The organism is Ruegeria sp. D6, assembly GCF_056534365.1.
This window is the reverse complement of record NZ_JBQFPH010000002.1, coordinates 104,038-122,767: the sequence shown is the minus strand read 5'-3', so window position 1 is coordinate 122,767 and position 18,730 is coordinate 104,038. Positions and strand designations below refer to the sequence as shown.

The window sequence follows — 18,730 nt, the reverse complement described above, 5'->3', positions numbered from 1 at the left end:
GAAATTTTAGTCGGCAAGGGGGTAAGGGATCATCGAAATGTCATTCGATAGTGTTACCGAAAAGATTGCACACTTTATTGGATCTTTTGATCTTACGATTGAAAAAGCCCGGTTGAGGGATCAGTACGAAGAGTTCACCGCCATGCGGCGCAAGGCGGAACTGGACGAACTGGAAGAACCCGCAAAGACCCGGATCAAGGCAGATCTTGAATTGGACCCAGGCAAATATGGTCCGCTTTCCTATCGGTTTGACACCCCCCCCGCCACTCCTGAACTTCCACCCCCAACCGACGGCCCTGAATTTGAAACGGTCGTTGTACTTGAACCACCACTCTCAGACGGTCCGCCGTTACCCGAAGCGACAACCGGCCTAGGTGCAACGTTTGTGATCGAGCAGCAGCTGGAGATTGTGACAGAGCTTATCGGGTCTGCTGTAACCTACACGTTCCAGACGATTTTCCTGCGCGACAATGACGTTGTCGGCGAGGGAGATTTCCGCGATGTCGATCAGTTGATCGCATTGGCCGAGGCGGCTGCGCAGGTCGCAGCATCGATGCACGCGTTTGCCGTGCCCTCGTTCTCGATCTCGGACTACTTGTCGGTTGAATACGTCGAGTCTTTGGCCGAAGCGATGTTGGCCCCAATCAATGTCGAAGTTGAAGGCGCGGTTGTTTATCAGTTCCACGGCGAAGACGCGATGGGCGTGATCGTCAATGGTGAGTATGTGGACGAAGCCCCGGAATGGGAAGATCTTCTGCCTGCGCATCATAGACCGGACGAGGAAGAAGAAGACGAAACGCCCGATATGATGCCCGCCGAATGGGCTCAGGACGAGGAAGACGAATTTGCCGAAGGTCACACGGTGATCGCAGGCGGCAACCTTGCGATCAACGAGATGAACGCAACTGTGGCCTGGGTCGATGCGCCTTATATTGCGGTCGGTGGAAAAGCAATCGAACTGGCCATGGTGAGCCAGGTCGCCGTTGTATCTGACACAGACAAAGGCACGAATGGCGGCTCGGGCACCAATGTGGTGCACTCGTCGACGATCGAGGTCGAAGGCAACTCAGCCCCTTGGCTTAAGAAAGGCTCAAGTGGAGACGATGCCCCGGCATATGTGCATGTTGATTGGATTACGACCGATCTGATCGTTGCAAATTTTGTCAAGCAGGACATCGATGCAACGGATATCGATCATATTGATGCCGAGATTAGCGCGACGACCACGCTGTATGCGTTGGGTGACAACGAGTTGATTGATGTCACCAATATTCTTCAACTTGGCAGTTATTATGACCTGATCATGATCGAAGGCGACATGATATCGGTCGATGCGTTTGTCCAGACGCACGTATTATTGGATGACGATGTGGTGATGGGCGGATTGCCCGGACCCATCGATGGATCGGACGAAAACCTGGTTATGAACGAGGTTTCTCTCAAGAAAGAAGGCGAAGATACGTATCAGGCGATGCACGACTCCATGGCCGACGCCATGACCATGGGCGAGGACGACATGGCAGCGCTGGAAGAGGCGCTAATGAACGATCCGATGTTTGCTGGCATGGAGCAGATGCGGGTCCTCAAGATCGATGGATCGCTGGTTCAGGTCAACGTGGCCGAGCAATCGACGATGCTTGCCGATCAGGATGACGTATATCTGAATGGTCCCCACGCGGACGAGACCGAGGTTCTGGCAGGCAGCAATGCGATGCTGAACGCCGCCAATGTAACCAAGGCCGGCGTGGATTCGGTTGTTATGGCTCAGGATGGGGCATTTTCTGACCTGCTACTGCATCAGGCAAGCCTGCTTGACATGCCCACGAATGAGGACATCGCCGAGATGACCAACGAGGCAATCGCCGCCATCATGGAAGAGGCGGGTATGCCAGGTCACGACAATGGCATTGGGCCTAACGGTAACGATCTCACGCCAAGCGAAATGGCGAATTCCTCCGATGGCCTGCAGACCATGCTGGCCTAATATTTCCTGATTTACGAGTGACCGGAAGGTTAGTTTATGTCGATCGTTTTTTCGTCGCGCCGCACCCGTTTTGCAAGTCCATTGGACCGGCACGGAGGCGGAGGCCCATTGACCCTGGAACCCCGAAATCGGGTAGCAAAACCAAATGAAAGTAAACTTGCAAAAACAGCGTCCCGCCTGCGTTTGACAAGTGATATGCAACTGGCGGAACCCGAAAGCAAACCAGAGACCCCGGAAGCAAGTGACACCCCGGTTGCCGGGCCCGCGAAACGATCGCGGCAATCAGAAGCGCCTCAGGCGACGACACAACCGGATAATCCGGGGCAGACCCAGGCAGAGCAGTTGGATCAAACATCACAACCGCGCGCTGGTTCTCCCCTTCGGCGCGCGTCGTCGCGGCCCGCGCAAGATAAGGATCCTGCGGGTGGCGACACTGGGGTGGCCGATACCGAAGCCCCCGATTGTGAAACCGCCGACCAATCGACTGCACGCATGACCCCCTCTGCGCCGTCGGATGGTAAAGACCGCATGGGCACCACGATCGAGGCCAAGGCCAACCAACCCTTGCTGCGCCCGGGGACGGGTGGTGGCGATGGCAAGGGGCCACCCCAAACATTCCACAAACGCACGCCGCCTGAAGATTTCCAGAAGACGCTGCGTACCTCACTGCGCGCGATTTGGCGCAATCTGGCCTTCGTGCTGGTACTGACCTGCGCGACCAACGTCCTGATCCTAGCGATCCCGATCTACCTGTTTCAGATCAGTGACCGGGTTCTGACTAGTCGCTCGCTGGATACGTTGATCATGCTGACGGCAATCGTTGCCGGAGCAGTCATTTTTCAAGCCGCATTTGATGCCGTTCGTCGGTTCATGCTGATGCGTACAGCGGTCGAGGTCGCCGCCCGTCTTGGGGCCCCGGTTCTTAGCGCTGCGGCCCATGCCTCGCTGCACGGCAACGGACGCGAATATCAGACACTTGGGGATCTGCAACAGGTGCGGGGCTTTCTGGTCTCGGGCACTCTGATCTCATTTCTGGATGTACCATTTGCACCGCTGTTCATCCTGATGATCTTTCTGGTGCATCCGCAACTTGGGATGATTGTGGTGACGACGGCCGTGATTCTGATGATCATCGCGCTGATCAACCAGAAAATGACCGCCAAGCCCTTTGCCAAGGCCAATCAGGCGCAATCAATGGCGAACCAGCATCTGGATTCAATGTCGCGCAACAGTCAGATCATCAACGCTTTGGCGATGATCCCCGAGGCAGTGCGCATCTGGGGGCGTGACACCGCACAATCGTTGACATGGCAGGTCAAGGCGCAGGATCGTAACGTGATCTTCGCGGCCATTTCACGTGCCGTCCGTCTTTTGACGCAGATCGGCATTCTGGGCTGGGGCGCATTTCTTGCGCTGCAGGGCGAAATTACCGGCGGTATGGTCATCGCCGCCTCGATCATCGCGGGGCGGGCTTTCGCGCCGATCGAAGGATCAATCGAGGGTTGGAATACCTTCCTGCTTACGCGCGGCGCTTTTGGGCGGATCAAGGCTCTGCTGTCGAACTCGGCCCTGCAATATGAAAAACTGCGCCTACCACGGCCTGAGGGGCGGTTGGATGTCGAACGCCTGCTGTATGTCCCAGGCGGCACCAAGCGGGTGGTTCTGAACGGGATTACCTTTGCGCTGAACCCAGGTGAAACTCTGGCGATCATCGGGAATTCAGGCGCAGGCAAAACGACACTTGGTAAAACGCTGGTGGGTTCGATCCTGCCGACCTCAGGCAGTGTGCGGCTGGACCTGATGGATATCCGCAACTGGGATCCCCGCCAGTTTGGCGAAAATATTGGCTATCTGCCGCAAGACGTACAGCTGTTCCCCGGCAGCATCAAAGACAATATTGGCCGGATGCGTGCCGATGCCACGGATGAGCAGATCCACGATGCCGCCGTTTTGGCCGACGTGCACAACATGATCGCTACACTGCCGCAGGGGTATGAGACGGTGGTTGCTGCGGACGGCTCACCTCTCTCAGGTGGCCAGAAGCAGCGTATTGCTTTGGCGCGTGCCTTCTTCGGCAACCCGCGTTTGGTTGTTCTGGATGAGCCGAACTCGAACCTCGACGTGGCAGGTGACAAGGCGCTTGCGCGCGCAATTCAGCAAGCAAAGGAAAGCAAGATCACCGTTGTGGTGATTACGCAAAAGCCGACTCTGTTGAATGTTGTCGACAAGATCATGCTGCTGACCGATGGGCGCGTGGCGCTGTTCGGGCAGCGCGAACAGGTGCTGGAACAGCTCAACGGGCCGCGCCAGCAACCGCCCGAAATACAGGGCAAGGGGGATTAAGCGATGAACGACGTGGCACGCACCGATGAAGGCGGTCTTTGGTACTCTGAGGTTCCGCGCTCGATCACCAAATTCATCGTGATTGGCTTTATCATGCTTATTGTCTGTTTTGGCGGCTTTGGCGTCTGGTCCTTCCGTGCACCTCTGGCCGCTGCAGTCATCGCGCAAGGCAGCTTTGTCGCGACCGGCCGCAACAAGATCGTGCAGCATTTGGAAGGCGGTATCATCGAGAACATTCTGGTCTCGGAAGGTGAATCTGTTCAAGCCGGACAGATCATGATGACTTTGGATCAGACCTCGGCCGAGGCGAGTGAACGCGAATTGTTCATTCGCAAACTTCGCCTTCAGGCCATGACCGAACGGTTGCTGGCTGAGCATAGCGAACAGGAAACCCTCGTGTTTTCGCCCGGATTGATCGAAGCATCGGACGACGTCGAGGTCATGACGATCCTCGACAATCAGAAACTCAGCTTTGATGTATCGCGCAAGACACTGCTGAACGATATTGCTTTGCTGCAGCGCAACATGGAGGCGTTGAAAATTCGTGCGTCAGGATTTGAAGCACAATTGGTCAGCATGGAAAGGCGATCAGAGATTCTCGAGGAAGAATACGAGACCAAATATTCGTTGTTTGAAAAAGGATTAGTGCGCAAAGGTGATCTGAATACGATCCGCCGGGTGCAGGCCGAAGCCGAAGGTCAATTGGCGCGTTTGCGCGCAGAAACGGCTGAGGTAAACCAGATGCTGCTGAAGTATGAAGAGCAGATTCTGCGCACCCGCTCAGCCTACCGCGAGGCTGCGCTGGACGAGTTGGGCGTGATTGAAGCCGATCTTGAAAGTGTGCGTGAAAAAGCCCGTCAGGCCCGTAGCGTTCTGGCCCGTGCCGTTGTGCGTGCACCGGTGACAGGCACAGTGGTGCGACTTCATCACCACACGCCGGGCGGGGTGATCGAAACTGGCGAACAGATTGCTGAGATTCTGCCCGCCGATGCGCCATTGATCATCGAAGCGCAGATCCCGCGTACCGAGATCGACAGCGTGGTCACCGGGCAGATCGCGACGGTGCGCCTAGTCGCGCTCAATCAACGGACAACCCCAGTGCTTGAGGGCGAGGTCTATTACGTCTCGGCTGACTCGCTTGTCGAGGATTCTGCCGGTATGCCGCAAGAGGTCTATCTGGCGCGCATTTCTCTGACCACGGAAGAGATGGGTCGCGTGCGGGGCTTCGTGCCGACACCCGGAATGCCCGCCGAGATCATGATCCAGACCGAGGAACGCACCTTTGCGGCCTATATCGCCAAGCCGGTGGTTGACAGTATGTCGCGTGCTTTCCGCGAACATTAAGGGTCTGAACGTCTACACCTTCAATTTTCTGCATGTTAGCCTTGCACGGATTCATTTCCTGGAGGGGCGCAAATGCCATTGACGGTCAAAGACATGATGCAAGCTGCAAACGCGGTGGTTGAGCGTATCGACGCCAGCCGGGCCAAAGAACTGATCGGGCAGGGTGCCTTGTTGTTGGATATTCGCGATGCGCCTGAACTGGAAAGGACAGGGCGCGCGGTCGGTGCGCATCATATCCCGCGCGGTATGCTGGAGTTTCGGGCCGACCCCGAGTTGCCTTCCCATGATGCAGAACTGCGCAGGGATCGGGTGATCATCCTGCATTGTGCGTCTGGCGGAAGGGCAGCGCTGGCTGGAAAACTGCTTAAGGAAATGGGATATTTACACGTCTACAATCTGGGTGGCTTTGCGGATTGGGTGAATGGCGGTGGTGAGGCGACCGGGCCCATGGATCGCGGGATGTAGCTACATATCTGACCCAAATCAAAGTCACACATATTCCGTTGCTGTAATGTAAAGGCCAGAAGCTTAAACACAGGATACTGGCCATGATACGCCTAGCAGCCACGCTTTATTCTTTGATCGCCACAGCCATCGCGGGTTCTGCCGTGATTGCGGTCCTAGCGGTTGGAATGGTGACCTGGATGGCCATCGTTTCCGCCGCAGCAGCAGGGGCGGTTGTTGCCGCGCCGGTGTCGTGGCTGGTGGCAAAACGCCTGTATCAAGGCGCTTGATTAAGCGTTAAAGAAGGTCCTGACTGCAGCTTCGAATTCGCGGGGTTTCTCGGCGTGCAGCCAGTGCCCCGCACCGGGAATTTTGGCGAAGCGAGCTGCAGGAAACAGGGTGCGAATCTGCTCTCGGTGTTCGGGCTGCACATAATCTGATGCTGCGCCGGACAGGAACAGAGCAGGGCCGTCCCAATGGGTCGAAATCTCGGGGAAGCCCATGATCTTTGGCATTTCGCTGGCCAGTACATCTAGGTTCAGCCGCCAGCGGCCTCCCTCAACATCCAAAGACTGCGTAAAAAAGCTCTGCAGCGCCTTTTCGACGCCCAGATCGGCCAGCTGTGCTTCGGCATCTGAACGACGCTGAACGCGGGACATATCGACCGCCCGCATTGCCTCGATGAATTGAATCTGGCTGTGGCTGTATGCCACTGGTGCGATGTCTGCGACGACCAGCTTGCGCACCAGATCGCCATATTCCAGCGCCAGCACCATCGAAGCTTTTCCACCCATGGAATGCCCGACGATATCGGCGATGCCGCCAACGCTGTCGATGACCTTTGCCAGATCATGCGCCAAATCCGGGTAGCCATGCTGAGCATCCCAAAAGCTGTAGGCGTGATTGCGCATATCGACCGCGATCACCTGTCTTTCGTCAGACAGTCGCCGCGCAATGACTCCCCAGTTGCGCGCCGAACCATAGAGGCCATGCGCTATCAGCAGGGGCGGATGATCGGTCGGGTCGCCATGGATGATCGTATTCAGCATGCTCCTGTGATACGCGTCACCGCGCGGAACAACCAGCCCCATTGTCGCCGGTGTGACGCGCGGCTACATTGTCCCGTCAGGAGGCGCCAATGACGCAGGAAATCGATATCCAGACCCGGATCGCAGAGACCATTCGGTTGCTGCGTAAAAAGCTTGGCGTGAAAGACAAGACCCTGATTGCCTCGGTCCGGCGCGCAAAGCGGCGTTTGCCGCGCAAGGTCTATAAACAGGCCTTGGTTCTGGCAGAGGCCGAGCAGATGGCCGAGCATCCCAAACTGCGGATGGTTTTGGATATGCCCCGGCTCGAAAAAGCGTCGGACGAGGTGCAAGGCCACCTAAACGCGATCAATCTGGCAGATCGACGTTGGGGATGGTTCCTGAGCTTTCTTGGTTCGCTTGCGTTGGGCCTGATCGTGTTGGCGGCGTTGGCTGTGTTCGTACTACGATGGCGCGGGTATATCTGACCGCTGCACACCTCAAAGAAAAACGGCGCCGATCAGGGCGCCGTTTTCTGTTCTAAGATCCGTATTGGATCAGAGATTCGGATAAAGCGGGTAGCGCGCGCAAAGTTCGGCGACTTCGGCTTTGACTTTGGCTTCGACCGCACCGTTTCCGTCTTCGCCATTTGCGGCCAGACCGTCGACCACTTCGATGATCCAGTCTGCGATTTGGCGGAACTCGGCCTCACCAAAACCGCGGGTGGTTCCGGCAGGCGAGCCCAGACGGATACCGCTGGTGATCGTCGGCTTTTCGGGGTCGAACGGCACACCGTTCTTGTTGCAGGTGATATGTGCCCGGCCCAAAGCTTTCTCGGTTGCGTTGCCTTTAACGCCTTTGGGGCGCAGGTCGACAAGAACCACATGGGTATCGGTGCCGTGGGTCACAGTGTCCAGGCCACCCTTGATCAGCTGATCTGAAAGAGCCTGCGCATTCACAACGACCTGCTTGATATAGTCCTTGAACTCAGGACGCAGTGCCTCGCCAAAGGCAACGGCCTTGCCAGCAATCACATGCATCAGCGGACCACCCTGAATGCCCGGGAAGATCGCCGAGTTTACCTTTTTGGCAATCGCTTCATCATTGGTCAGGATCATGCCGCCGCGCGGGCCGCGCAGGGTTTTATGCGTGGTGGTGGTGGCCACATGCGCATGCGGGAAGGGCGAAGGGTGCGCGCCTGCGGCAACCAGACCGGCGATATGGGCCATATCCACATGCAGATAGGCGCCGACCATATCGGCGATTTCACGCATGCGGGCAAAATCGATGACGCGCGGGATGGCCGAGCCTCCGGCGATGATCAGCTTGGGGTTATGTTCCTTTGCCAGCGCTTCAATCTGATCATAGTCGATCAGGTTGTCCTGCTTGCGCACGCCATAATGTACCGCGTTGAACCACTTGCCCGACTGGTTCGGCGCCGCACCATGGGTCAGGTGACCACCTGCATCCAGCGACATTCCTAGAATGGTGTCACCGGGCTTGATCAGCGCCTGAAATACACCTTGGTTCGCCTGCGATCCCGAATTCGGTTGGACGTTGGCAAACTCACACCCAAACAAATGCTTGGCACGGTCGATAGCCAGGTTCTCGGCAATGTCGACGAACTGACAACCGCCATAGTACCGGCGGCCCGGATAACCTTCGGCATACTTGTTGGTCATGACCGAGCCCTGCGCCTCCATCACGGCGGCAGAGACGATGTTCTCCGAGGCGATCAGTTCGATCTCGTCGCGCTGGCGGCCCAATTCAGATGTGATCGAGCCGAACAGCTCGGGGTCACGATCCGCGAGGGACTGGGTGAAAAATCCGTTGTCACGAAGATTGGCGTTCATGTGCGCTCCGCATGGCTGGGGTGTATCTGGCGGATTTCCTATCGGAAACGACGTGTGTCAGAAAGGTTGTAAAGCGACGAAATGGCCCTCTATGGCGTCAACTCTGGCCTATTGCGGAAAGGTATGTTTGTTTCGGAACCAAATGTGCAGCACTGGAAACTATAAAACATGACAAAGAGAATCGCCTTTCTGGCCAGCGATGCCAAGGTTGCGCAGACCGCCCGGGATGCGCTTGTGGCGCGCTACGGAAATGCAGCGCCGAGAGACGCAGATGTTGTGGTGGCGCTGGGTGGTGATGGCTTCATGCTTCAGACGCTGCAGGGCGTCCAGCATTTGGACAAGCCGGTTTATGGAATGAATCGCGGTACCATCGGGTTTCTGATGAACGAATATGCCGAAGTTGATCTGATGGCCCGGCTAGCAGAGGCAGAGGAAGAAGTCATCAATCCATTGGCGATGACTGCAATGGACCAGGCGGGCCAAAAGCACCAAGCACTTGCAATCAACGAGATTTCGCTGCTTCGTGCGGGGCCGCAGGCAGCGCGGCTGCGGATCAGCGTGGATGGGCGGGTACGTATGGCCGAACTCGTGTGTGATGGCGCATTGCTTTCCACGCCGGCGGGTTCAACCGCATATAACTATTCCGCTCACGGACCCATTGTGCCCATTGGCGCGGACGTTCTGGCATTGACGCCAATCGCCGCGTTTCGCCCCCGGCGGTGGCGTGGCGCCTTGCTGCCGAAAGTTGCGAAAGTCAGATTCGATGTGATCGAGGCTGACAAACGCCCGGTTATCGTTGCGGCCGATTCCATATCGTTTCCGGATATCGATTGGGTCGAGATCAGGTCTGAGATTGCGATCCAGCATCGTATTCTATTTGACCCTGGCCACGGCCTGGAAGAACGATTGATCTCCGAACAATTTACTTAAATCTCAGCGTGTTGATCATTTTTCCACCCCTTGTGTGAACCAGTTCACAGGCAACGCGATAAGGGTTTGTTAACTTCAAGTTGCCCGGAGAACACGCCGAGGTGGAAGTGAGTGGCCATCTAAAGGTGTTTTCGAATGGTTGCGCAGTTTTCGCGCTGGCGAGGGTGGGTGGTGCTACGCTCGTCATCTTAATCCGGGCATATTTTAGTATGCGGACCCCGGGACAAAATCCCGGGGTCTATTTCATTTGTGAGGCCTGAGTGACGATGTCTCAGGTTTGCGCGCTCATTCGATCCCACAGAATCGGAGCCATCTGCCCCACACGCGCTTCGATCGCGACCGCTGCATCCACCGCCATGTCCTCACGCCAGCGTCGAGCAGCAATCTGAACATTGATCGGTTGCGGCCCATTCGGCAATTCGGCCAAGCGTGCGGGAACGCTGGCGGCGGGCAGCCCGAGGAAATTCATCGCATAAGAATAGACCGCGCATCCTAACACCTCATGAACGCCTTCGGCACCTTCGGTATCACGATCGGGTCTGAAGAACGGTTGCGGCAGGAAAGGAGACAGGACCAAAGGATATTCCTGCATGAATAGCGACCATTGGCGCGCATAATGGCTGCGTTGCGCCAACGCCTGAATCAGATCGTCGCCTACGATCGGAGGAAACTCCTGAAAATAAACCTCGAAAATATCGCGAATGGTTTGAGACCCGGCTGCCTCGATATCGTTTTTCATCAACGTCAGCACTTCACCCATCAGCGCGCGATAGCCGATGCGCCCGCATTCGAACACATCCGGCGGATCAATGTCTTCAACTATATATCCGGCATCTACCAGCGCCTCCCGAGCAGTACTTAGCGCTTTGTCCACTTCGGGGTGCAAAGCGTATTCGAACGTATTTTTGGTGAACGCAACTTTGATTGGGACGTCCGGCCCCGCGCCGCGCCAAGGCATTGGCACATGGAAGGGGTCGCGGGCGTCCGGGGCGATCAGGCTGGGCATCGAAAGGTGCAGGTCCTTTGCGCTTCTTGTGATCAAGCCCTGTACCGACATCGATTGTGCCAGCATCCCGCGTTCCACCTTCTGGCTGGGGTTCCAGGCCGGTACGCGGCCCAGCCCCGGTTTCACTGTAACCGCACCATTGGCTGCAGCAGGGAACCGCAAGCTACCTCCGATATCGTTGCCATGAGCCAGTGCGCCGATGCCCGCCATGACCGCAGCCCCCGCGCCCCCGGACGACCCGCCGGGCGAGATATGGCGGCCCCAAGGATTGTGCGTGCGCCCATGAAGTGGATTATCCGTGTCAGCGCGGAACGAGAATTCGGGCGTGTTGGTCCGCCCGATGACAATGGCCCCCGCATTGTGCAAGTTTAAAACCACCGGGGCGTCATCAGGGGCAATGACATCCTTCAAGGCAACCACACCATTTGTAGTGGCATGGTTCTTCTGGTCGACATTCACTTTTATGGTCACGGGGACCCCGTGCAGCGGCCCAACCGAGGCACTATTGCGGCGCGCCTTATCAAGCGCAGATGCACGCTCTAACGCTTCTGTGCCCAGATCGTCCACGACAGCATTCAGCGAGGGATTTACCTGATGCATCCGCTCCAATGCATCACTGATCACCTCTTCTGCGCTCAACTCGCCAGCTTGGGTCAGCGCAGCCAATTCTGTTGCATCAAAACGCCAGATATCGCCCTGTGTCATGCTCGTCCTCCTCACCTCAAACTGAGGTGAGGAGGACCCAATGACAAGCCCCGCAATCGCAAAACGGATCCAACCTTCATCTGGCCAAAAATATCTCGGAGCGCGAGGCAGAGCCTCGCACACGCGCGACAGCGCAAATCGATTGCGCCGTAAGGCGCTCCGCTTGATCGTACCGTGAAATTACTGCGCGTAGCCGATAGTTTGCAGGGCCACCGTGATCTCGTCCAGAATTGCTGGGTCATCGATTGTGGCAGGCATTTTATACGCCTTCCCATCCGCGATCGACACCATCGTACCACGCAGGATCTTGCCCGAGCGTGTCTTGGGCAGACGATCCACCACCACTGCTTTCTTGAACGCAGCGACTGGGCCGATTTTGTCACGAACCATCTGGACCACATCGGTTACCACCTCCGCGTGATTTCGGTCGGATCCGGCATTCAGGCACAGGAAACCTACGGGCATCTGGCCTTTCAGTTGATCAGAAACCCCAATCACGGCGCATTCTGCCACATCGGGGTGAGCGGCCAAAACCTCTTCCATCCCGCCCGTCGAAAGTCGGTGCCCGGCGACGTTGATCACGTCATCGGTACGGGCCATGATATAGAGATACCCATCTTCGTCGATCATGCCCGCATCACCGGTTTCGTAATAGCCGGGAAAATGCTCAAGATAGGATTTTCTGAAGCGCGCCTCGGCATTCCACAGGTTTGGCAATGTGCCTGGCGGAAGCGGGAGCTTGACTGCGATCGCGCCCAACTCGCCCGGTTTCATAGGATGGCCGCCCTCGTCCAGAATCTGAACGTCATAGCCCGGCATAGGCTTGGCAGGTGATCCCAGCTTGACCGGAAGCTCTTCGATTCCGAGCGGGTTGCCAGCGATGGTCCAGCCAGTTTCGGTTTGCCACCAATGATCGATGACCGGAACTTTCAGCGCATCCTGCGCCCAGATGATCGTATCTGGATCAGCCCTCTCTCCTGCAAGATACAGAGCCTTAAGGCAGGATAGATCGTAATTCGCCATCAATTCTGCGCTTGGGTCTTCGCGTTTTACGGCACGAATGGCGGTTGGGGCGGTGAAGAAGCTTTTGACCTTGTGTTCGGATATCACGCGCCAGAAAGTTCCGGCGTCAGGTGTTCCGACGGGCTTGCCTTCAAAAACAATCGTCGTGTTGCCGTGGATCAGCGGGGCATAACAGATATAGGAATGGCCAACGACCCAGCCGACATCCGAAGCCGCCCAGAACACATCTCCCGGATCGACATTGTAGATGTTTTTCATCGTCCAGTTCAGTGCGACCAGATGGCCGGCAGTCGGGCGCACGACGCCTTTGGGCGCACCAGTGGTGCCGGATGTATAGAGGATATAGGCTGGATCATTGCCGCTGACTGGTACACATTCTGCGGGCTCCGTACCGTATTGGAAACCGTGCCAGTTGACGTCGCGCCCCTCGATTAGTTGTGCGACTTCCTGCTCGCGCTGGAATATTACGCAAAACTCGGGTTTGTGGGTGGCCAGATCGATCGCGCCATCCAGCAGAGGTTTGTAGTGCACAACGCGTCCCGGCTCCATCCCGCATGAGGCAGCGATGATCGCCTTGGGTTTCGCATCGTCGATACGTACGGCCAGTTCGTTGCTGGCAAAACCGCCGAATACCACTGAATGCACTGCTCCTAGTCGGGCGCAAGCCAGCATTGCCTCCAGCGCTTCGGGGATCATAGGCATGTAGATGATGACGCGGTCACCTTTCTCAATACCTTTTGCACGAAGTGCGCCGGCCAGATTAGCAACCCGATTGCGTAACTCGACGTATGAGATTTCGCGTTTGGTATGAGTAATGGGGCTGTCATAGATGATCGCGGTTTGCTCACCACGACCATTTTCCACATGGCGATCAACCGCGTTCCAGCACGTATTTACCTTGGCATCACTGAACCATTCGTAAAGAGGCGCATTGTCGTCAAACAGAGCTTTGCTGGGCGCTTGAACCCAATCGATCCCCTTGGCTGCATCCATCCAGAATGCTTCGGGGTCGTTCTTCCAGCTCTCGTAGACGTCCTGATATGCCATGATGGCCTCCTCCCAAATTCCTTGAGCTATGTGTTAGGCATCGTGGATGTTTCGAGCAAGCGATGCGCATAACGGCGCGTCAGTTTATCGCAAAATCTTTGCAGAACCTTGCAGTTTGGCTTGCAAATTTTTGCAAATCCTCTGATCTGAGCAGATTTCTGAGTGTCACACGCAAAGATTTGCAAATCTGCAAATTTATTGCTGCAAATGTTCTGGCGCTAACAGAATCAAACCGGGCACCTAATCTGGTGCCCGGTCATGTATACGTAATGATATAGGCGCTGGGCTTATCCGTAGTGCGCGACTGGCGTACCTGCGATGGCCGCCATGTTCAGCAGTCCCCTGGCCGTAATCGAGGGCGTTACGATATGCGCCTTGTTTCCCATTCCCATGAGGATTGGACCTACCTCAAGCCCGTCCGCTTTCATCTTCAAGATATTGCGCACACCGCTTGCCGCATCCGCATGGGCGAAGATCAGGACATTTGCAGAGCCTTCCAAACGCGAGTTCGGGAAGATACGTGCACGCAATTCAGGATCCAAAGCCAGATCAAGGTTCATCTCGCCTTCATAGCTGAAGTCGCGTGGCTCGGAATCGAGAATCTCAAGCGCAGCCCGCAGCCGCTTGCCTGATCCCTCGGCCTGATTGCCGAATTGCGATTGCGAACAAAATGCGATCTTGGGTTCCAACCCGAACCGCCGCACGTGACGAGCAGCTCCAATGGTGGATTCGGCAAGTTCTTCTGGTGTCGGCAATTGTCTTACATGCGTGTCTGCAATGAACAGAGGGCCATCTTCCAGAATCATCAGCGAAAGCGCGCCATGAGGGCGCAAATCGCCATCATCCAGAACCTGTTCGACATAGTTAAGATGCCAGCGATACTCACCAAAAGTGCCACAGATCATGCTGTCCGCCTCACCGCGATGCACCATGATTGCTGCAATGGCGGTGTTGTTGGTGCGCATGATGGCCTTGGCCAGATCCGGAGTGACCCCCCGACGCTGCATTATTTGATGGTACGAATTCCAATAATCGTAGTAACGGGGATCGTCCTGAGGGTTCACGATTTGAAAATCCTGCCCCGGTCGTACTGTCAGGCCTAGCCTTTCGCAACGTGCGCTGATCACGTCCGGTCGCCCGATCAGGATCGGGGTTTCCGTGGTTTCTTCCAATATCGCTTGCGCAGCCCTTAAAACACGCTCGTCCTCCCCTTCTGCGAAGACAATTCTACGCGATGCGACGGCTGCGGCTTCGAACACTGGCCGCATCAACAGTGCAGATTTGAACACGGTCTGGTTCAGGCGCTCTTTGTAGGCCTCGAGGTCATCAATGGGTCGTTTTGCGACCCCGCTCTTCATAGCCGCCTGTGCAACCGATGAGGAAACGACCCCAACGAGGCGCGGGTCGAAGGGTTTTGGGATCAGGTAATCTGGACCAAAAGTCAGCTGCTCACCCTTATAGGCCGCCGCGGCTTCGGCGCTGGTCGTCGCGCGGGCCATGTCGGCGATGCCGTCGACGCAGGCGATCTGCATCTCGTCGTTGATTTCAGTCGCGCCCACATCCAGGGCACCTCGGAAGATAAACGGGAAGCACAACACGTTGTTCACTTGGTTCGGAAAGTCGCTGCGACCGGTCGCAATGATCGCGTCAGGGGCAACTTCGCGCGCCGCCTGTGGCAGGATTTCCGGAGTTGGGTTGGCCAGCGCAAAGATGATCGGGGTCTTGGCCATCTTCTCGACCATCTCAGGCTTGAGCACATTTGGTCCGCTCAGCCCCAGAAACAGATCGGCACCTCCGATCACATCATCCAGAGTGCGCAGATCGGTTTTCTGCGCGAACTGATCCTTGTGCGGGTTCATATCCTCGGCGCGACCTTCATAGACCAACCCGTGAATGTCGCACAGCCAGATATTCTCGCGTTTGACGCCGAGCTTCACCAACATGCTGAGGCAGGCGATCCCGGCAGCACCGCCGCCGGTCGAAACTACTTTGATATCCTCGAAGCTCTTTCCTGCCACATACAGGGCGTTCTTCGCTGCGGCACCAACAACGATTGCCGTGCCGTGCTGATCGTCATGAAACACCGGGATGTTCATCCGTTCCCGGCACAGTTTTTCGACAATAAAACAATCCGGTGCCTTGATATCTTCAAGGTTGATCGCGCCAAATGTGGGCTCCAGAGCACAGACGATATCTGCCAGCTTTTCTGGGTCAGGCTGATCCACCTCGATATCAAAGCAATCGATGCCTGCGAACTTTTTGAACAGGACGGCCTTGCCTTCCATCACCGGTTTCGAGGCCAATGCGCCTATATTCCCAAGGCCCAGAACTGCGGTGCCGTTTGACACAACTGCAACAAGATTGCCGCGGGCCGTGTATTTCTCAGCGTTGGCGGCGTTGTCCTTTATCTCAAGACTGGCTTCGGCGACGCCTGGCGAATATGCCCGCGCAAGGTCCCGACCATTTGCCATTGGTTTGGTTGCCTTGATCTCAAGCTTTCCGGGCTTTGGATGCGCATGATAGTCAAGCGCGGCCTGTCTCAGGTTCGGTGTGTCAGACATCGGTAATACAACTCCGTTCCAATATTCGTTTGATGGTTAAACTATTTCTCAGCGCTTGGCTATGTCGCCTCGGACCGCAGTCAGAGACAGGCCTCACGGATACGTTAACGAAACGTTGGTTGAGAGTTGCTGCATCGTTTTTATGTACAGCCAATTCCGGGGAACCTGACGGACACCAGAAGCGGCGGACCTTATCATGCGTCATGAAGACAAAGCTTGTGCTAGTGCGCAATTTGCCAACCCTTCAATCAGGATTGGTGCCAATCGGAATGTCTTCTTTGTTGTGCTTGTTTCGGCGGTTTCATTACTTTTTGTGGTTATGATTTGGCCCGAAGCGGCTGCGGCTTTCATCCAGGAAGGTGGGTTGATTGAGACGATATCGGCCACTGCGTTACTGGTTTCCGGGCTGGTCGCGTTGACGCGTTTCCGAGGCATCTCGCGGCTGTATATCGGATTGGTCTGCCTGCTGTTGGCCGAGCGCGAATTGGAGGCGGAGGTGTACACAGAAGGCAGCGCGCCTTTTGTGGTCCTAAACTGGATTGATTTATTGCTTGATGTGACTGCAGTAAGGATCGCTTTGGCTGCGATCGTCATTGGTGGTTTGCTCTGGCATGGGATACCGAACGGAATTAAGGCACTTAAGATCCGCGCGCCTTTTTTGATGATTTTTTTCCTGGCCGGAAGTGTTGCGGTGCTGGCTCAGCTTCTTGAGGAAATCAGCGGATTGTTCGACGAATACCTTTCGGTTGCGATGGCTACACGTTTGTTCGTGATGGAAGAAACGCTGGAGATGTACTTTTCGATTGGCATTTTGGCTGCTGTTCTGATCGGATGGCCAAAACCAAAATCCGAAGAGAAACAGAATGACCAGCAATACCGGCGACTCCCTCACGCGCGCTGAATTCCGACTGCCGACGCAGGAACTGCGCAACGATATCCCGTTTTATACCAAGGTACTGGGGATGCGGATGGATATGATCTATCCGGCAGATGACCCTCGGGTTGCCGTGTTCTCTGGTCACGGTCTGCGCTTGCGGATCGAGAAAGATGCAGCTGAAGCGGCGGGAACGTTGCGCATTCTGACATCCGATCCAGATGGTTTTGCAGACGGTCAACGAAGTCTTGTAGCCCCAAACGGCACCCGGATCGAGATTGACGAGTTGAACCCGCCGCTGGTCATGCCGGATACCGTCCACTCTTTTGTTGTTCGTAGGCTCAAGGATCAGGCGCCGTGGATCATTGGACGGGCAGGGATGCACTATCGCGATCTCGTGCCGGACCGGCTTGGCGGATCGATTATCGCCAGCCATATACGTATCCCAGATGGTGGTCCTGTGCCCGACATGGTGCATTTCCACAAAGTCGGATTTCAGCTGATCTTCTGCATCCACGGTTGGGTCGATGTGGTCTACGAAGATCAGGGCGACAAGATGCGCCTGACGGCAGGCGATTGCTTTATTCAGCCGCCTGAAATCCGCCACCGCGTGCTGGAAGCGTCAGACAACGTTCAGGTGATCGAGATTGGTGTCCCAGCCGAGCATGTCACGGAGATTGATCATGAGATGGAACTACCCACCCCGCATTTCCGCCCGGATCGGGAATGGGATGGGCAGCGGTTCGTTTACAATCAGGCGAAAGATTCCGACTGGGTGCCATTCCGTTTGCCCGGTTACATCTGTCGTGACACGACGATTGCCGAGAATACCAAAGGCGTGGCGGGCGTTCAGGTCGTGCGCCGGGGCGAGGGTAACCCTCAATGGGCCAGCCACGACACCGACATACACTTTACCTTCGTGATGACCGGCGAGGTGACGCTTGAGGGTGAAGGGCGCGAGCCCTATCGGTTGGAACAGGGCGATGCCTTCGTCATCCCGCCGGGAATGCGAACACGGCTGTCAGACCCCTCGCGGGATGTGGAACTGCTTGAGGTGACTTTGCCGGGGACCTTCAACACGACGTTGGGTTAGGGCCAAGAAGAAGTGGATAATGGCGTCAAGGGGGCTTCAATTCCCCCGTCGCTTTCCAGTAGGGTATGATATTCTGACCAGATGATCAAAAATTGGGATTCGCCATGTCTTTGAAAGATGCAGCTTTGGCCGTTCGGGAAAATGCCCACGCGCCTTATTCGAATTTCAAGGTCGGGGCGGCGATCCGGTCCAGTTCAGGTGTGATCTATTTTGGCTGCAATGTCGAAAATATTGCTTACCCCGAAGGTACGTGCGCCGAGGCCGGGGCAATCGCGGCAATGGTCGCCGCTGGTGAAAAAGAACTGACCGAGGTCTACGTGGTCGCCAGCAGCCCGCAGCCGGTGCCCCCATGTGGTGGATGCCGTCAGAAACTGGCCGAATTCGGCAACGGGGATGTGGTCGTTACGATGGCAACGGTTGATGGTCTGGAAACCAAAACCACGATTGCCGATCTATTGCCGGGTGCGTTCGACGCGTCGCATATGGAGGATGTCTGAC

The 18,730-nt window shown here is 56.2% G+C and carries 15 protein-coding genes; 10 read left to right on the top strand and 5 right to left on the bottom strand.

Annotated elements, in window-relative coordinates; genetic code table 11:
* The first annotated feature begins 37 nt into the window (after nucleotides 1-37).
* The 5 genes from ACR0A1_RS08040 (at nucleotide 38) to ACR0A1_RS08020 (ending at nucleotide 6,405) form a co-directional block, all read left to right on the top strand.
* Nucleotides 38-1,984, top strand: coding sequence for a type I secretion protein (locus ACR0A1_RS08040; RefSeq protein WP_480866989.1), 1,947 nt, complete (start codon nucleotides 38-40; stop codon nucleotides 1,982-1,984).
* 36 nt (nucleotides 1,985-2,020) lie between these two features.
* Nucleotides 2,021-4,327, top strand: a complete 2,307-nt coding sequence (locus ACR0A1_RS08035; RefSeq protein WP_480614725.1) for a type I secretion system permease/ATPase — start codon at nucleotides 2,021-2,023, stop codon at nucleotides 4,325-4,327.
* 3 nt (nucleotides 4,328-4,330) lie between these two features.
* Nucleotides 4,331-5,671 carry an HlyD family type I secretion periplasmic adaptor subunit gene (locus tag ACR0A1_RS08030; RefSeq protein WP_170391969.1) on the top strand — a complete coding sequence of 447 codons (1,341 nt, stop codon included), beginning with the start codon at nucleotides 4,331-4,333 and terminating at the stop codon, nucleotides 5,669-5,671.
* A gap of 72 nt (nucleotides 5,672-5,743) precedes the next feature.
* A complete protein-coding gene (locus ACR0A1_RS08025) occupies nucleotides 5,744-6,136 on the top strand; it encodes a rhodanese-like domain-containing protein (protein ID WP_170391967.1) in 393 nt (130 codons plus the stop codon).
* A gap of 83 nt (nucleotides 6,137-6,219) precedes the next feature.
* Entirely contained in the window at nucleotides 6,220-6,405 is a 186-nt protein-coding gene (locus tag ACR0A1_RS08020) for a hypothetical protein (protein ID WP_170391965.1), read from the top strand.
* Here the strand turns inward: ACR0A1_RS08020 and ACR0A1_RS08015 are convergent, their stop codons facing one another.
* Nucleotides 6,406-7,164 (bottom strand): alpha/beta fold hydrolase, encoded by a 759-nt coding sequence (locus ACR0A1_RS08015; protein WP_170401328.1) that lies wholly within the window; start codon nucleotides 7,162-7,164, stop codon nucleotides 6,406-6,408.
* Nucleotides 7,165-7,253: 89 nt separating this feature from the next.
* Between ACR0A1_RS08015 and ACR0A1_RS08010 the strand changes: the two genes are divergently transcribed.
* Nucleotides 7,254-7,628: a hypothetical protein gene (locus ACR0A1_RS08010; RefSeq protein ID WP_170391953.1), complete on the top strand. Its 375-nt coding sequence runs from the start codon at nucleotides 7,254-7,256 to the stop codon at nucleotides 7,626-7,628.
* A gap of 69 nt (nucleotides 7,629-7,697) precedes the next feature.
* On the opposite strand, the gene glyA is transcribed toward ACR0A1_RS08010, so the two are convergent.
* Nucleotides 7,698-8,993, bottom strand: coding sequence for a serine hydroxymethyltransferase (gene glyA, locus ACR0A1_RS08005; protein ID WP_170594798.1), 1,296 nt, complete (start codon nucleotides 8,991-8,993; stop codon nucleotides 7,698-7,700).
* A gap of 168 nt (nucleotides 8,994-9,161) precedes the next feature.
* Between glyA and ACR0A1_RS08000 the strand changes: the two genes are divergently transcribed.
* On the top strand, nucleotides 9,162-9,923 hold the full coding sequence (locus tag ACR0A1_RS08000; RefSeq protein ID WP_480866985.1) for an NAD kinase: 762 nt from the start codon (nucleotides 9,162-9,164) through the stop codon (nucleotides 9,921-9,923).
* Between the two features lie 271 nt (nucleotides 9,924-10,194).
* Here the strand turns inward: ACR0A1_RS08000 and ACR0A1_RS07995 are convergent, their stop codons facing one another.
* From ACR0A1_RS07995 to ACR0A1_RS07985, 3 genes are all read right to left on the bottom strand, one after another.
* The gene (locus ACR0A1_RS07995) at nucleotides 10,195-11,634 is read right to left on the bottom strand and encodes an amidase family protein (protein WP_170594800.1); all 1,440 of its coding nucleotides are present in this window, start codon (nucleotides 11,632-11,634) and stop codon (nucleotides 10,195-10,197) included.
* Between the two features lie 180 nt (nucleotides 11,635-11,814).
* Nucleotides 11,815-13,704, bottom strand: a complete 1,890-nt coding sequence (gene prpE / locus ACR0A1_RS07990) for a propionate-CoA ligase PrpE (RefSeq protein ID WP_170594802.1) — start codon at nucleotides 13,702-13,704, stop codon at nucleotides 11,815-11,817.
* 287 nt (nucleotides 13,705-13,991) lie between these two features.
* Nucleotides 13,992-16,265, bottom strand: a complete 2,274-nt coding sequence (locus ACR0A1_RS07985) for an NADP-dependent malic enzyme (RefSeq protein ID WP_170401318.1) — start codon at nucleotides 16,263-16,265, stop codon at nucleotides 13,992-13,994.
* Nucleotides 16,266-16,461: 196 nt separating this feature from the next.
* Here ACR0A1_RS07985 and ACR0A1_RS07980 point away from each other — a divergent pair, with 196 nt between their 5' ends.
* From ACR0A1_RS07980 to ACR0A1_RS07970, 3 genes are all read left to right on the top strand, one after another.
* Nucleotides 16,462-17,166, top strand: a complete 705-nt coding sequence (locus ACR0A1_RS07980; RefSeq protein ID WP_480866982.1) for a hypothetical protein — start codon at nucleotides 16,462-16,464, stop codon at nucleotides 17,164-17,166.
* The gene (locus tag ACR0A1_RS07975; protein ID WP_480866980.1) at nucleotides 17,129-18,232 is read left to right on the top strand and encodes a cupin domain-containing protein; all 1,104 of its coding nucleotides are present in this window, start codon (nucleotides 17,129-17,131) and stop codon (nucleotides 18,230-18,232) included. Before ACR0A1_RS07980 ends, ACR0A1_RS07975 begins: the two co-directional genes overlap by 38 nt.
* 104 nt (nucleotides 18,233-18,336) lie before the next feature.
* Entirely contained in the window at nucleotides 18,337-18,729 is a 393-nt protein-coding gene (locus ACR0A1_RS07970) for a cytidine deaminase (RefSeq protein WP_170391936.1), read from the top strand.
* Nucleotide 18,730: the final 1 nt, after the last annotated feature.

Coding starts and splice junctions, on each gene's coding strand:
- ACR0A1_RS07975 (WP_480866980.1), top strand. CDS start 17,129: ATGACCAGCAATACCGGCGACTCCCTCACGCGCGCTGAATTCCGACTG.
- ACR0A1_RS08010 (WP_170391953.1), top strand. CDS start 7,254: ATGACGCAGGAAATCGATATCCAGACCCGGATCGCAGAGACCATTCGG.
- ACR0A1_RS07970 (WP_170391936.1), top strand. CDS start 18,337: ATGTCTTTGAAAGATGCAGCTTTGGCCGTTCGGGAAAATGCCCACGCG.
- ACR0A1_RS08025 (WP_170391967.1), top strand. CDS start 5,744: ATGCCATTGACGGTCAAAGACATGATGCAAGCTGCAAACGCGGTGGTT.
- prpE (WP_170594802.1), bottom strand. CDS start 13,704: ATGGCATATCAGGACGTCTACGAGAGCTGGAAGAACGACCCCGAAGCA.
- ACR0A1_RS08030 (WP_170391969.1), top strand. CDS start 4,331: ATGAACGACGTGGCACGCACCGATGAAGGCGGTCTTTGGTACTCTGAG.
- glyA (WP_170594798.1), bottom strand. CDS start 8,993: ATGAACGCCAATCTTCGTGACAACGGATTTTTCACCCAGTCCCTCGCG.
- ACR0A1_RS07985 (WP_170401318.1), bottom strand. CDS start 16,265: ATGTCTGACACACCGAACCTGAGACAGGCCGCGCTTGACTATCATGCG.
- ACR0A1_RS07980 (WP_480866982.1), top strand. CDS start 16,462: ATGCGTCATGAAGACAAAGCTTGTGCTAGTGCGCAATTTGCCAACCCT.
- ACR0A1_RS08000 (WP_480866985.1), top strand. CDS start 9,162: ATGACAAAGAGAATCGCCTTTCTGGCCAGCGATGCCAAGGTTGCGCAG.
- ACR0A1_RS08040 (WP_480866989.1), top strand. CDS start 38: ATGTCATTCGATAGTGTTACCGAAAAGATTGCACACTTTATTGGATCT.
- ACR0A1_RS08035 (WP_480614725.1), top strand. CDS start 2,021: ATGTCGATCGTTTTTTCGTCGCGCCGCACCCGTTTTGCAAGTCCATTG.
- ACR0A1_RS08015 (WP_170401328.1), bottom strand. CDS start 7,164: ATGCTGAATACGATCATCCATGGCGACCCGACCGATCATCCGCCCCTG.
- ACR0A1_RS08020 (WP_170391965.1), top strand. CDS start 6,220: ATGATACGCCTAGCAGCCACGCTTTATTCTTTGATCGCCACAGCCATC.
- ACR0A1_RS07995 (WP_170594800.1), bottom strand. CDS start 11,634: ATGACACAGGGCGATATCTGGCGTTTTGATGCAACAGAATTGGCTGCG.